The organism is Rosistilla carotiformis, from assembly GCF_007753095.1.
Lineage (GTDB): Bacteria > Planctomycetota > Planctomycetia > Pirellulales > Pirellulaceae > Rosistilla > Rosistilla carotiformis.
The window spans coordinates 3,309,384-3,323,442 of sequence record NZ_CP036348.1 but is presented as its reverse complement, the minus strand read 5'-3'; the positions used below and the strand labels follow the sequence as shown (position 1 = coordinate 3,323,442).

Sequence of the window (14,059 nt, the reverse complement as noted above, 5' to 3'; positions counted from 1 at the left end):
ACTCACTCCCTTCTGCTCAAGATGAAAGCCACCCTGCCGATGCTCCAGATCCGCCAACTGTTTTTGTTGTTCCCGCTGCTCTGCGGCACCGTGGGTTACAGCCAAACGGCCACGCCGCCGCAAACCCTAGCCGACATCGTGCTGCAGCGTGATTCGGCGTACGGATGGCAAATTCAGCACCGTGGGCAGATCGCCGATTGCGAATTCCTGCAAGTTCAACTGACGTCGCAACGGTGGCATGACGTGACCTGGCGGCACACGCTGATCGTGATCCAACCACCGCAAGTCGATCCGAAACAGAAGCACGCATTGATGTTGATCGATGGCGGAAGCTGGCGGCCGGAATGGAACGACGACGGTCCGGGACCGTTGACTTTGCCAGCGACGGCCGAAGCGATGGCGATGTTGGCACGCGAATCCAAGACCCCAGTGGCGATCATTCGCCAAATTCCGTTCCAACCGATGATGGAAGGACGGAAAGAAGACGCGTTGATCGCCGAAACGCTGAAGAAATATTACGAAACCGGAGACCGAACTTGGCCGCTGGTCCCCGCGATGGCCCGCGCCGCGTCGTGTGCATTGGACGCGATTACCGAAGTTGCCCAACAGGAATGGAACCTGCAACTCAATGCGTTCACGATTACCGGAGCCAGCAAACGTGGCTGGACGACCTATTTGTTGGGCGCCACCGACCCACGCGTCGCAGCGATCGCGCCGATGGTGATCGACATGTTGAACATGGAACCGCAGATGGAACATCAACTGGCCGCCTGGGGCGCCTATTCGCCACAGATCGAAGACTACACCAAGCTGGGTTTGCAAAAGTCGATCGGCACGCCGGCTGGAAACGAATTGATGTCGTTGATCGATCCTTACGTGCATCGCGAAAAGTTGACGATGCCCAAGTTGATCATCTTGGGTACCAACGATCCTTACTGGCCGCTGGACGCTCAGAAATTCTACTTCGAAGATCTCCCCCAACCACGCGCGTTGTTAAACATCCCAAACAATGGACACGGACTGAAAGACATTTCACGCATGGTGGGTTCGATCGGCGCTTTGCATCGCAGCGTCGTCAACGACACGCCGTTGCCAACGTGGCAATCAAAACTGAAATCACAGGCGGGCAGCACGACGATCGTCGCCAGCAGCGACCAGCCGCCAAGTCGCGTCTACGGTTGGATCGCCCGTGCCGCGACGCGCGACTTCCGCCAGGCCCAATGGCACGCCAAATCGCTGGTGGCCGACGATCAAGGAACTTGGCAACTGCCATTGGTAAAGCCCGAATCGGGATACATCGCAGGGATGATCGAAGCACAATACGATGGACCGGGAACTTTTCCACTGTCGATCACGACGATGATCGAAGTCGTGCCGGAGCTGAAGCCCGCGGCGGCAACGACCTTGGAAAATTAGAGGCTTGAGGGAATGCGATCCCGTTGCCTCGGGCGGCGGGATTACGTTTGCGGCATCCTGAGGGGAGCCGCAAAGAACCGGCTGGCCGCGATCGTCGCCAACAAACAAGGAATTCCCAGCCCCAGCAGACCAAGCGTCAACCAAGTGCTGGGCGCGTCCATCACATCGGTCTGTTCGGGCATCACGCTGATCACCGACAGCGTGTTGTTGATCGCATGGGCGATCATCGCGGGAAGGATCGACCCGCTGGCACCACGCAGGAATCCCAGCCACAGCCCGATCGGTAAAACGGCGATCACGTGGACCGGGTCGAAATGGAACACTGCGAACAGTACCGACGCGATCAGTACCGCGGCAACCGCCGGCAGACGTTTCGCCAACCGCGTTTGGATGTAGCCTCGGAACAGGATCTCTTCGCAAATCGCGGGCATCCCGCCGACCATCAAAAGCGTGGCGATCAAGAAGCCTCCGTTCGCATGGGCGCGGAACGCATCGGTCATCTGGTTGAGATGTTCGCTGGCTTCAATGAACGGCGAGAGCACCAACGTTGTGATCAGCCCGATCAAAGGCGTCGCAATCCCCCCGGCGATCCAAGCCCATAACGGCCAGTGCCCTCGGACTAATCCCAGACGCTGCCTAAATGGCTGCGGCGAAGCGTACGCAGCGATCAAGGGGGGAATCAAAATTGCGAGTTGCGATGGAATCAACATCAGGCAAAACCCGATCCGCGATTCCATCAACTTCAGAAGCGTTCCGTCGTCGGGGGCCGAAACCGTCCCTAAAACAAACCATTGCGCGACGACGACGCTGATCAAATTCACTTGCAAGCTGAAGACGATCACGACGACCACGATCATCCAGACGGTCCAAAGGCGTGGTTTGTCCGGAGCCTGCGAGGAGGATGGGACCGCTTCGGAAACGATCTCCGCATCGATCGGGACGTCCAACGCGGGAGGGATCCTCGGCGGCGATGCATCGTGGGGATCGTTCATGGTTTCCTATCGTTAAAGCAGACCCAACGTTTGATCCCAACCGTAAATACAATTCAGATTCTGCACCGCGGCGCCCGAAGCGCCTTTGATCAGGTTGTCGATCGCCGCGACAACGACCAACCGATTGCCTGCCGTCCGCACGGCGAGATCGACAAAATTGGTCCCCGCCACATGTTTCGTGCTGGGGATATGATCGACGATTCGCACAAAGGGTGAATCGCGATAGGCCGATTGCCAAATTTCGCGAACGGCATCGGCGTCGACTCCGTTGGGGCGAACGTAGATCGTCGACAGAATACCGCGATCCATCGGGGTCAGGTGGGGCGTGAATAAGATGTCGGTCGACGAACCGCTGAAACGATGGATGATGTCGTTCATTTCGGGCTGATGACGATGCGCCCCGATCGCGTACGGCGCGATCGATTCATTGGCTTCGCAGTAAAGCGTCCCCAGCTTGGGCGTACGTCCCGCGCCGCTGACGCCGCTCTTCGAATCGACGATGATATCGCCGCTTTGGATTGCACCGGCCTTCAACAGCGGGGCCAATGGCATGATCGCCGAAGTGGGATAGCAGCCTGGGTTGGCGATCAGGTCGGCGTCTTTGATCTGATCGGCAAACAGTTCGGGCAAACCGTAAGCCACCTGGCCGACCAATTCAGGCCAAGGGTGTTGGACGCCGTACCAGGTTTCGTATTCGGCAACGCGGCTCAAACGAAAGTCGGCGCTGAAGTCGATCACTTTGCAGTTCACTTCGCGAAGCTGTTTGACCGTTTCCGCCGACGCCCCATGTGGAAGGCAACAGAAGGCCACATCGCACCGCTCGGCGAACGAATCGACCTCCAACGGCTCCAACTTCAGATCCAACAAACGGGTCAATTGCGGATGGACCGCGGCGATCGGCAGGCCTTCGTCTTGCCGGCTTGTGACGGCCGTAACCTCCGCGTGCGGGTGGCGCAACAGCAACCGAATCGCTTCGTAAGCCGTGTAGCCCGTCGCCCCGATAATGCCAACCCGAACTTTCATCGATTCTCCTGAAACCCGATCGTGGTGTCGCGCGGATCGCGCTGGTGCCTGGCACGCGAACTTCAGGCACTACCGTAGTGCCGTGGGGGAGTTGCGTCGTCGACAGTCCACAAATTTATACTCAAGGAAGCCCCCACGCGGTAGGGAACCGCTGTGGCGGCGGGCCAAGGTTTACATTCGCGTACCGGTGGGGGATACTTTCACTTTGCAAAAGGAATGGGAAAGAGAACACCAGGTTCACCAATGATGTCCTTGAATTTTGAGTTGTTTCGCGGCGACGGGACCAACGACGCCTGGACCGCGGAAACGCCGGTCAATGTGGGGCGACAGGATCCGTCGTGCAGCGAGCCCGTGATGGGCTTGTTTGAAAACAATCCGTGCGGACGAAGACTGGTCGTGGCCGCGGCGATCAACCGCGACGTGCCACGTTATTTCTTTAGCGTCAACACGGATGACGATGGCATGATCGTGATCCAAAATCTGCATCCTCAATGCGAACTGTTGGTCGTCCAGGGAGACCCACTGCCATGCAACGCGTCCCGTCGATTTGCCAAGTCGATCGAACTGGTGATTCGCGAACGAACGACGCTACGAGTGTCCAATGGTCAGCCGACGTCCGATTCGTCGCAGATCTATCGTACGCTCAACAGTCTGCCGTTGGACCCGATGTCGATCTCGATGCAGGTTGGCGACGATCTGGCGACCCACGCTCCCGAAACGGGGCAAGGACAGGAGGTCGTCCATCTGTTGCAGCAGGTGTTACCGGTGATTCGCGAGAGCGTGACCACCGATTCGTTTTTCCGCGCCGCCGCGTTTGCTGCCGTCCGGATCGCGAAATTGAACCGCTGCATCATCCGTTTATTCCAAGAGGATGCGTTTGAAGATCGCGCCGAGGTGTTCGAAGATTCGATCGCGGGAGAGGCGATGAGCCGGTTGCGACAGTCGGCACCGGAAGTCAGCGACACGATGATCAATCGGGTTCGCAAACGGGGGCTCACGCAGATCTTCGACACGGCCAGCCCCGGCGCACTCGAAGGCGCTTCGTTGATGAATCTTTCCCAAGCCGTTGCCGCGCCCATTTTGGACAAGGAACGCCGTGTGGTGGGGGTCCTGTACGGCGATCGATGGACCGATCTTTCGATGCGGCCGTTCTCAGATATCGAAGCCAAGCTAGTCGAAATTCTTGCCGGCGCCGTCGCAGCCGGTATGGCGCGGCAATCCGAAGAGCGGCAGCGGACGTCGATGCAGGTCTATTTTTCCGATCGCGTTGCCAAGCACATCGTTGTCAACGAATCGCTGTTGGACGCGCGTGAGACCGACGTCAGCGTGATGTTTTGCGACGTCCGCAAATTCAGTTCGATCTCCAAAAGCCTGGGCCCCAAAGGGACCGTCGCATTCATGCAAGACGTGTTCACCGTGCTCAGCGAATGTGTCGAACAGACCGATGGCGTGCTGATCAACTACATCGGCGACGAACTGATCGCGATGTGGGGAGCTCCCGATTCGCAACCCGATCACGCCTACCGCAGCCTGTCGACGGCGGAGGCGATGTTTGCCGGGATCGAAGAGATTCGCGAACGTTGGGCCGACAAGGTTTGTGAGTCGATTCGGATTGGAATCGGCGTCAACTCTGGAACCGCCGCCGTTGGCAACACCGGATCGCGGATCAAATTCCAGTACGGTGTGTTTGGAAATGTGGTCAACGTGGCGAGCCGCCTGCAAAGCGCGACCAAGCAGTTTGGCGTCGATTGCCTGGTATCGTCGAACACGCTCGCTCAGACCGACCATGCCTTCAACACCCGCAATTTGGCAACGATCTCCGTCGTGGGGATCCCCGAGGATATCGTCGTTCACCAATTGGTCACCCATTCGTCGGATCGTTGGCGCCGGCTCTGTTCGTTGTACGAAGAGGCGTTGCAAGATTACCACGCGATGCAATTCGCCGATGCGATCCAAACGCTCGGACAAGTCTTGCGCGACTGTCCCGATGACGAACCCAGCATGCGACTGCTAGGACTATCGGTCGCTCAAATGCGACACCCGTCAGAGAACTTTTCGCCCGTTGATTCACTGACGCAAAAGTGATTCTTCAGCGCCGGCGAATCTTTTATTTCCATACGGGAAATGTTGGCGGGACCTCGCCGCGCAACAGCTTACTCGCCTCGCCGACCAAACGCAGATAGTGATCGCTGGGTAAGCCTTCGTAAGTTAAAAAACGGCCGCCGTTGCCGGTCGGCGGATCGTTGCTGCACTTAAAAATTGCCGTCCCCTCGTCGACTTCATCAAACATCGCGACATAGATCATCCGGCTGCCTATTCGTTGGGCCGACACGATCTGCGACCATAGAAACTCCCCTTTGAGGCGCGGGATCGCGTCGAGCGGCGCTCCTTTCAAATTGTGCCAACTGAAACCAGGATAAACGACGGGCAGGAAATCGATCTCGCGATTAGTGCACCATTTCTGGTCGGGCTGCCAAACGCGATCGGCATGTCGCGTCGCTTCTTGAGGCGTTTGGTAGCGACCAATCGTCCAGGGGCTCAGCACATCGGCCTGCTTCAAAACCTCGCGCAATGCCGGGTCATCGACAGCGTCGCGAATCCCTTCGCGCCACCAAGAGGGAACGCCCAACATCACCGCGCATCCATCGGCCTTCAATTGACGGACCAATTCGTGGCACTCCGCCAACGAATATTGACGATCGTCGCTGAAGCCGACCCCCCAAACCGCCACGAGGGGCTTTCCTTCGTGATGCAGGTAACCGGGGCTGTTGGTGACTTTCTGGTTCTTGCGAAGTTCACTCCAATCCTGCCAAACATGGGCCACCTGCCCCGCCCGCAGGCCGCTCAAGTCGTACATGACAGCAAACACCCGGCCGTATTGATCCGCCCCCTGGCGAACGTTCTCAAGGACGGTGTCCTTCTGCCGTTTGAGCGTTTCATTTTTCAGCCCGTTGGCAAACCGCTGGGCAAACACGCCATCGATTCCATACGTCTGCATCCATTGGAAATGACGCAGGACCGTCTGACGGTTGGTGCTGCTGAAGACTTCCGCCACGCGGCCATCACCGTGCGTAAATCCGGTGGCATACTTTTCCTCGGGACTGAATTCAGCCAGATCGGGCCAGAGGTCGACGGTTACATTTTCGGGAGCAAACGGTTTGCGTGGATTGCGGGCCCAGTGAGTCCAGCCCATTTGGTTCCCGTCGCCTTCACAGCTGAACCAACCTTGGTATCCACACATCACCTTGCCCGTCAGTGTCGACGCATCCACTCGGTGTTCCACGGCATCAAGCGATCCGGCACCGAGCAGGAATAGCGTGATGGTCAACAGTCTTTTCAAGAGGATTCCCCGTTTCCGAAAGGTTTGGATTGTCTCGTGGGTAAACCGAATCCATGGTTTCGCTTTGTGGCGTTGTCTTCTCGCCGCGAACCTAGGAATCAACGCGGCTCGATTGGATTCAGCCGAACCATCGGCCCGCGGCACTAATACGCCGTGCGATGCGGAGCGCGTACGATCGCTTCGATTCGTTTCGACAGCGCCGCAACGACCTCGGGATGCTGAGCGAAGAGGTTGTTGGTTTCTTGAGGATCGGCCTGCATATCGTACAGTTGTCCGGTCACGCCATCACCCGAAGGCGCGAGGCGTTTGGGTTTAGAAAAGCCGCCGGAGCCGAGTCCGGTAATCAGTTTCCACCTTCCTTGGCGGATCGTCATCATCGACGGCATGCCGCCGGCTCGCATCACAAACTCATCCCGTAGCTTGGTCTCGCCATCGTCTTTGCCTGTCAACGCAGGAAGAAAGCTGAAGCTGTCGGGGGCAGCCTGCTGTGGCAATGGAACGTCCAACAGATCGACCATCGTCGCCAAGAGATCGGTAAAACAAATCAACTGATCGCATTGACTACCCGCAGCCACATGCTTCGGCCATCGCGCGATAAAAGGCATCCGGTGGCCAGCTTCCCATGCGTCCCCCTTCATGCCCCTCAAACCGCCTGTGGAATCGTGGTCGAACCCCTTGGTGTCGGCGTCATACCATACCGGTCCGTTGTCCGACGAAAAGAGCACCAGCGTATCGTCTTCCATTGCGGCGGTACGTAACGATTCCAAAACACGACCGATCTGAGCATCGACCATCATCAGGAAATCGCCATACATCCCCGCTCCGCTCTTGCCTGCAAAGGCTCTGGAGGGGAGCCAAGGCGTGTGTGGCGCGGGATAGGCAATGTAAAGCATCAAGGGGCGCGCGGCGTCCTGGTTCTCAGCGTGACGCTCGATGATCGATGTCGCTTCGTCGGTAAACCGTGGCAACACATCTTTCAGTTGCAGATCGGGTGCGATGCCGCCAGCTCGCCAAAACTCGCCCTGAATCGGCGACCAGCCTTCGCTGTTGTTTGCTTCGATCTGATTGCTTGGCGGCTGAACCGCTTGGTCATCGCGAATGTAGAAATAGGGAGGGATATCGGTCGAGGCACGGATACCGAAGAAGCTGTCGAAGCCGCAGTCGACCGGACCGCCAGGCAACGGCTGATCGTACCCGCTCTCCTTGAATCCGAGATGCCACTTGCCAACCATCGCCGTGTGGTAGCCCTGCGATTGAGCCAGCGAAGCGATCGTCATCTGTTCCGGTTCGATCAACGGTTGAGTCGGCCAGAGGTTGACGTTGGTGCGAAACGGATAACGCCCCGTCATCAGGCCGTATCGAGACATGTGGCACAGCGGCCCAGGGGCGTGCGCGTCGGTGAATCGCATCCCGTCGTGAGCCAGTGAATCGATATGGGGAGTCGGAATTTGGGACTCCGCATTAAAGCAGCCAGGATCGCCGTAGCCCATGTCGTCGACAAGGATCACGACAATGTTGGGCTTTGTCGCAGAAGCGTCTTCGGCCGCGTCGAGCATCAGCGACTGGAACGCCACGACGATGACAGCGATTGCGAACATTGAAATCGCTCGATGAGAATAGGCCTGGACCAGCCGTTGAGCTTGATGGCAAGCGATACGCGTCACGAAGGAATTCCGTTGCAAATGATTCGCAGGCATTGGGTTTTCCGAAGCAATGGAAGGGGGCGGTCCAGGACCGAAGGCGTCATGTAAAGGGCCCAGTCTCTTCGCTGACCTTCGGCAAGTCAATCAACCCTACGATTTCGAAGCAAACAGGGTGCCACGGGCTTCGCCCGTGCTTCGAAACCAAAGTCCCAAAACGTTGACCATCGAAACGGGATCCAACCCAGAGAATTTCCGACGACCGACCTGTGTCCTTGGACTCAGACCGTGACGTCACGGGGCCACGATGTTGGCAAATCGGCTGGGGGATGCCAAACTTGGGACTTCGACTTGAAAAACACTGGCAAAGCCAGTGCCACCCAAGACAGGGTGCCACGGGCTTCGCCCGTGCTTCGAAACCAAAGTCCCGAAACGTTGACCATCGAAACGGGATCCAACTCAGAAAATTTCCGACGACCGACCTGTGTCCTTGGACTCTGACCGTGACGTCACGGGGCCGCGGTGTTGGCAAATGGGCTGGGTGATGCCAACATTGGAACTTCGACATGAAAAACACTGGCAAAGCCAGTGCCACCCAGGAGAGAATCATTCCCCAATGTCGTATTGCAGCAACATCCGATACAGCTTGCGGCGATCGACGCCGAGGATCTGAGCCGCTTGGGTCTTATTACCCTGCTCGCGTTTTAGGACGTCGAGTAGGTGGGCCCGCATCACGGCGTAAATCGAACGGTCCTCGGCGGAGGTGGTTTCGGATACGATCTCCTTTTTCCGTTCCGTCATTTCGACAGGAAGGTCTTCGATCGTGATCACGCCGTCATCGGCAAGAATCTGAGCCCGGTCGATCGTATTGATAAGTTGCCGAATATTGCCGGGCCATCGATAGTTCAGCAACGCCGCTCGAGCATCCGCTTCGATTTCCCAATCGTTGCCAAGAAAATGATCGACAAGCAATCCGATGTCACCGGTCCGCTTCCGCAGCGGCGGTAAATCCAGCGACATGACATTGATGCGGTAGAACAGATCCTCACGGAATCGATGCGCCACAACTTCTTGCTGCAAGTCGCGGTTGGTCGCAGCCACGATGCGAACTTTGACACGCCTTTCCTTGTGCGATCCGACGCGTCGCAGCGAACCATCCTCGAGCACCCGCAACAACTTGGGCTGCAAGGAAAGCGGTAACTCTCCGATCTCATCGATAAAGAGCGTGCTCTGGTCAGCGATTTCAAACAGTCCGGGCTTTGCAGCCGTCGCTCCCGTGAACGCCCCCTTCTCGTGGCCAAACAGTTCGCTCTCGACCAACTGTTCGGGCAGGGCGGCACAATTAATCGTGACAAGCGGGCGGTTGGCGCGGGGACTGCCGGCATGTATGGCTTGCGCGACGAGTTCTTTTCCCGTCCCGCTTTCGCCCTGGATCAAGACCGCCTTGTCGGTGGGGGCCACTCGATCGATCAGACGAGAGAGCGCTATCATCGGTTTCGAGTCGCCAATCATTTGGTGATTGGGGGTGCGAACGCGGTCGATGACTTCGCGCAGCCGGGCGTTTTCCATTTTCAATCGCCTTCGTTCGAGCGCCGCTTTGCAACGCCGCTCCAGACCACTCATCGAAAACGGTTTGGAGAGAAAATCGAAGACGCCGCGGCGCATCGATTCGACAGCCTTTTCAATCGTCCCCTCGCCAGTCAGGACAATGATTTCGGTGTCCGGATTGTCATCGCACATCCGCTGCACAAGTTCCAACCCGCTCAATCCCGGAAGGTTCCAGTCGAGCACGATGATGTCGAATTCACGCTGATCGCATCGACTGACAGCTTCCTGCCCGGTGGTCGCGTGTTCGACGCTGTGTCCGTGTTTCTCAAACCAGCGAACGTAGCCCGAACTGAATTCGGGATCGTCCTCGACGAACAGGATGTCAAAGGGCTCTTGTGTCATCGTGGTAGTCTACCGCGAAGAGACTTTTTTGCGAACTGGCGGCTCCGTTTTGCATCGAGGCGATCGCAGACCTCCACCGCCTGGCAACAGTGTTCAGATGTATCCATTCACAATGGTGGAGTGATCGAGTCGCGTTAAAATAGTCGGCTGTCATTTTGCTGGTCATGCACCAGGCATCCCGTTTGACCTCCGTAGCGTCCAGTCGTCGTCACTTGAGTTGGTCGACAGCAAACGTTGCGGAATGAGACCTCGACACATCGATATCGAGCGAGAACGCTGTAGCCATGAATCATCAATTTCAACAACTGGCCGATCCACTCCCGTCGCTCGTTTGGACCTGCCGTCCCAATGGCGAGGCTGATTTCTTCAATCGAAAGTGGCATGAGCGGACCGGACAATCTCTGGACGAAGCGATCGGTTGGGGCTGGTCCGACGTGATCCATCCCGATGACCGCGAACGCGTTGTCGGCGATTGGGGAAAGATTGTTCGCAATCCACAGAGCTACGAGTTCCAGGCGCGCTATCGAATGGCCGACGGAAGCTACTGTTGGCATCTGGTCCGCGCCGAACCGATGTTCGATGAAAACAACACCGTCACCCATTGGTACGGAATCAGCACCGACATCGATGCGACGCATGCATCATTGGAGGGTTCCGAAGCATTGAACCAGGCGGTGGTGGAGTCGGCTGTCGACGCGATCATCACGATCGACCAGCGTGGCAGCATCCTGTCGTTCAATCCCGCCGCAGAACGCCTGTTTGGATACCGGGCAGCCGAGGCGATCGGTCGCAACGTCAAAGAGTTGATGCCCGCCCCGTACCATTCGCAGCACGATCGCTATGTCGACAACTACGTAACGACCGGCAAAAAAAAGATCATCGGTATTGGCCGCGAGGTGATCGGGAAGCGAAAGGACGGATCAACATTCCCGATGGAACTGGCCGTCAGCGAGTTGCAGCTGTCAGGCCAACGTATCTTTTCGGGTATCGTCCGCGACATCTCCGACCGCAAGCGATTGGAATCGGAGCTGCGAGGCCAAAGCGAAGTCCTTGAGTGTCTGGCACGGGGCGATTCGCTCGAATCCGTTCTGACAACCCTCGTCACGTTTGCCGAACGGACACGCCCCGGAATGCTCGGTTCGGTGATGTTGCTCGATCGGGAGAGTGGGACGTTGCAACATGGCGCTTCCCTGACGCTTGACGAATCGTATTGCAAAACAATCAACGGCGTTGCGATTGGGCCCAGGGCCGGGTCGTGCGGGACGGCTGCCTTCATAGGGCAACGCGTGATTGTTGACGACATCCAGACAAGCGAGCTATGGAGCGATTACCGTGAGCTGGCAATCGGTGTCGGTTTCCGCGCATGCTGGTCCGAACCGATCGTCTCATCGAAGGGAGACGTGCTCGGCACATTCGCGATGTACTACCGCGATCCCTGTGTCCCCAACGACGCCGATCTTACATTTGCCACCGACTGTGCAAACCTGGCGGCACTGGCCATCGAACGTGTGCAAGCCGATTTAGCCCAACGGCGGATGGTTGCGATTGTCGAATCGACCGACGCTGCGGTGATCAGTACGAGTCTCGACAACACGATCGAAACATGGAACCGTGGGGCCGAGCAGATCTACGGGTATTCGGCGGAGGAGGCGGTCGGCAAGCCGATCTCGATGCTCATTCCCCACGACCGGTGGAACGAGTTTGAGGAAATTCAAGGGCGGCTGCAACGTGGGGAACAGGTCGATCAGTTCGAAACCGTCCGGATTGCAAAGAACGGCCGCCGGATCGATTCGTCGTTAATGATCTCGCCGATTCGCAGTCCCGAAGGAATGACGATCGGCTACTCGGTGCTTGCGCGCGATGTGACACAGCGCAAGCAGACCGAGGCGGCGCTACAGGAAAGCCAGCGTCAATTATCAACGTTGGTCAGCAACCTTCCCGGAGCCGCCTATCGATGTCGCCACGAAAATGGCTGGCCGACGGAATTCATTAGCGATGGCTGCCAGGATCTGTGCGGCTACGCATCGGCAGACGTTATGGCTGGCAGTCCCAAGTGGTTTGATATGATCATCCCCGAAGACACGCAATCGGTGTGGGATCAGGTGCAGGCAGCCCTTGTGAAGAAACAACCGTATCAGGCGGTCTATCGAATTCGGCATCGCGATGGGCAACATCGGTGGATGTGGGATCACGGTCGAGGCGTCTGGGATGCAAACGGCAAGCTGCTGGCGTTAGAGGGGCTGATCACCGACATGACGGAGTTGCAAAACACCCGCGAGCAACTTGTTCAATCGGAACGTTTGGCCACGATTGGGCAGATGCTAACCGCGATCGCACACGAAAGCCGCAATGCATTGCAACGCATCCAAGTCGGCGTCGAGATGCTTGAGTTCGAGATCGCCGAGGGGAGTGAAGCGAGTCGCGATCTCCAAAAGATCGCCAACGCCAAAGACGCACTGCATTGTCTGTTGGAGGAGCTACGCAATTATGCAGCACCGATTCACCTGGAACGCTCGCTGCGGACGCTCAGTGGGATCTGGAGAAGTGCGTGGAGCCAACTCGATTCGGCCCACGCCGACCGCGACGCCAAACTTATCGAACCGATCAACCGTGTCGACCCGTTGTGTGACGTCGATGGGTTTCGGATGGAGCAGGTGTTTCGGAACCTTTTCGAAAACGTCCTTGCGGCTAGCAGCGACCCGGTTCGAATTCATATCGAGTGTTCCATCGTAACGCACGATCGCGCGCTCGGAGTGTGCGTATCGGTCCGAGACAATGGTCCGGGGCTGACGGCGGAACAGCAAACGAAAATTTTCGATGCGTTTTTCACCACGAAGTCAAAGGGAACGGGATTGGGCATGGCAATTGCTAAACGAATTATCGTCGCCCACTCCGGCACGATAACCGCGGGAAACAGTGATGCCGTGGGAGGGGCCGAATTCAAGATCACGCTGCCCCTTGAAGGACCCTATTGATGACCAAAGTTCTGCGAATCGTCGTCGCCGACGACGAGCCGGAAATTCGAGACTATTTCCGGCGCATCCTGCCTCGCTTTGGGCATGAAGTCGTGGGCATCGCTGAAAATGGTCGAGATCTTGTCGATTTGTGTCAACGGAACCAACCCGATCTGGTGATCACCGACCTCATGATGCCCGCAATCTCGGGGCTCGAAGCGATCGCAGTAATCCAAACGACGCTTCACATTCCCATAATCGTGGTCTCCTCTTCCGACAAACCGGATGACACAATCGGCACAAAGATCGCCGAATTCCTTGTTAAACCGATCCGAAGCGGCGACCTTCGGGCGGCTATCGAACGCGCCCTTTCCGCCGTCTGACCCCCAACGGAGACGCATCCTGAGAATCGCAATCTCCAGCCGCTGTTTGCTCCGACGGGCATGCATTTCCCACCTGCGCTTCCCGACGAACGTCGCGTTTAATATTCATGCCAAGTTTCGACACTCTGATTCTGATCACTGGCATCTTGCGGTGGTTGGGGATTGCATCGAACGCGCTTTCGCCGCCGATGGGATTCCCCGTGCGGCTGCTTTTTCGCGTCGATGCCATGTTGGCGAGATCCGACGGGATCGACAGAATCCAATGCGAAAACGATCGGCTCACCCTGGATCGGATGATTCGTCGGCGTGCCCCTTCCCTCTGGCGACCGAATGCAGTCTGGAGAGGCGGCGAGGACCGCAT

The 14,059-nt window shown here is 57.5% G+C and carries 9 protein-coding genes; 4 read left to right on the top strand and 5 right to left on the bottom strand.

The features are described 5' to 3' along the window. Nucleotides 1-21: 21 nt before the first annotated feature. Nucleotides 22-1,416, top strand: a complete 1,395-nt coding sequence (locus tag Poly24_RS12120; RefSeq protein ID WP_145095245.1) for a PhoPQ-activated pathogenicity-related family protein — start codon at nt 22-24, stop codon at nt 1,414-1,416. Nucleotides 1,417-1,457: 41 nt separating this feature from the next. On the opposite strand, the gene Poly24_RS12115 is transcribed toward Poly24_RS12120, so the two are convergent. Then, nucleotides 1,458-2,408, bottom strand: a complete 951-nt coding sequence (locus Poly24_RS12115; protein WP_145095242.1) for a CPBP family intramembrane glutamic endopeptidase — start codon at nt 2,406-2,408, stop codon at nt 1,458-1,460. A gap of 12 nt (nt 2,409-2,420) precedes the next feature. Beyond that, nucleotides 2,421-3,431, bottom strand: a complete 1,011-nt coding sequence (gene argC / locus Poly24_RS12110) for an N-acetyl-gamma-glutamyl-phosphate reductase (RefSeq protein WP_145095239.1) — start codon at nt 3,429-3,431, stop codon at nt 2,421-2,423. 243 nt (nt 3,432-3,674) lie between these two features. Between argC and Poly24_RS12105 the strand changes: the two genes are divergently transcribed. Beyond that, nucleotides 3,675-5,516 carry an adenylate/guanylate cyclase domain-containing protein gene (locus Poly24_RS12105; protein WP_197452521.1) on the top strand — a complete coding sequence of 614 codons (1,842 nt, stop codon included), beginning with the start codon at nt 3,675-3,677 and terminating at the stop codon, nt 5,514-5,516. Nucleotides 5,517-5,538: 22 nt separating this feature from the next. Here Poly24_RS12105 and Poly24_RS12100 read toward each other — a convergent pair whose 3' ends face one another. The 3 genes from Poly24_RS12100 to Poly24_RS12090 form a co-directional block, all read right to left on the bottom strand. Further along, the gene (locus Poly24_RS12100) at nt 5,539-6,771 is read right to left on the bottom strand and encodes a glycoside hydrolase family 71/99-like protein (protein ID WP_145095233.1); all 1,233 of its coding nucleotides are present in this window, start codon (nt 6,769-6,771) and stop codon (nt 5,539-5,541) included. A gap of 143 nt (nt 6,772-6,914) precedes the next feature. Further along, on the bottom strand, nt 6,915-8,369 hold the full coding sequence (locus Poly24_RS12095) for a sulfatase family protein (protein ID WP_145095231.1): 1,455 nt from the start codon (nt 8,367-8,369) through the stop codon (nt 6,915-6,917). Nucleotides 8,370-9,017: 648 nt separating this feature from the next. Then, entirely contained in the window at nt 9,018-10,361 is a 1,344-nt protein-coding gene (locus tag Poly24_RS12090) for a sigma-54-dependent transcriptional regulator (RefSeq protein WP_145095228.1), read from the bottom strand. A 284-nt stretch (nt 10,362-10,645) separates the two neighbouring features. Between Poly24_RS12090 and Poly24_RS12085 the strand changes: the two genes are divergently transcribed. Beyond that, complete coding sequence (locus Poly24_RS12085; RefSeq protein WP_145095225.1) at nt 10,646-13,336, top strand: PAS domain S-box protein; 2,691 nt, start codon at nt 10,646-10,648, stop codon at nt 13,334-13,336. Beyond that, nucleotides 13,336-13,698 (top strand): response regulator, encoded by a 363-nt coding sequence (locus Poly24_RS12080; protein ID WP_231753598.1) that lies wholly within the window; start codon nt 13,336-13,338, stop codon nt 13,696-13,698. Before Poly24_RS12085 ends, Poly24_RS12080 begins: the two co-directional genes overlap by 1 nt. The last annotated feature ends 361 nt before the right edge of the window (nt 13,699-14,059 follow it).

What these genes read in the sequence shown, in the direction of transcription:
- Poly24_RS12115 (WP_145095242.1), bottom strand. Translation starts at nt 2,408, where the DNA reads ATGAACGATCCCCACGATGCATCGCCGCCGAGGATCCCTCCCGCGTTG.
- argC (WP_145095239.1), bottom strand. Translation starts at nt 3,431, where the DNA reads ATGAAAGTTCGGGTTGGCATTATCGGGGCGACGGGCTACACGGCTTAC.
- Poly24_RS12090 (WP_145095228.1), bottom strand. Translation starts at nt 10,361, where the DNA reads ATGACACAAGAGCCCTTTGACATCCTGTTCGTCGAGGACGATCCCGAA.
- Poly24_RS12105 (WP_197452521.1), top strand. Translation starts at nt 3,675, where the DNA reads ATGATGTCCTTGAATTTTGAGTTGTTTCGCGGCGACGGGACCAACGAC.
- Poly24_RS12095 (WP_145095231.1), bottom strand. Translation starts at nt 8,369, where the DNA reads ATGTTCGCAATCGCTGTCATCGTCGTGGCGTTCCAGTCGCTGATGCTC.
- Poly24_RS12080 (WP_231753598.1), top strand. Translation starts at nt 13,336, where the DNA reads ATGACCAAAGTTCTGCGAATCGTCGTCGCCGACGACGAGCCGGAAATT.
- Poly24_RS12120 (WP_145095245.1), top strand. Translation starts at nt 22, where the DNA reads ATGAAAGCCACCCTGCCGATGCTCCAGATCCGCCAACTGTTTTTGTTG.
- Poly24_RS12085 (WP_145095225.1), top strand. Translation starts at nt 10,646, where the DNA reads ATGAATCATCAATTTCAACAACTGGCCGATCCACTCCCGTCGCTCGTT.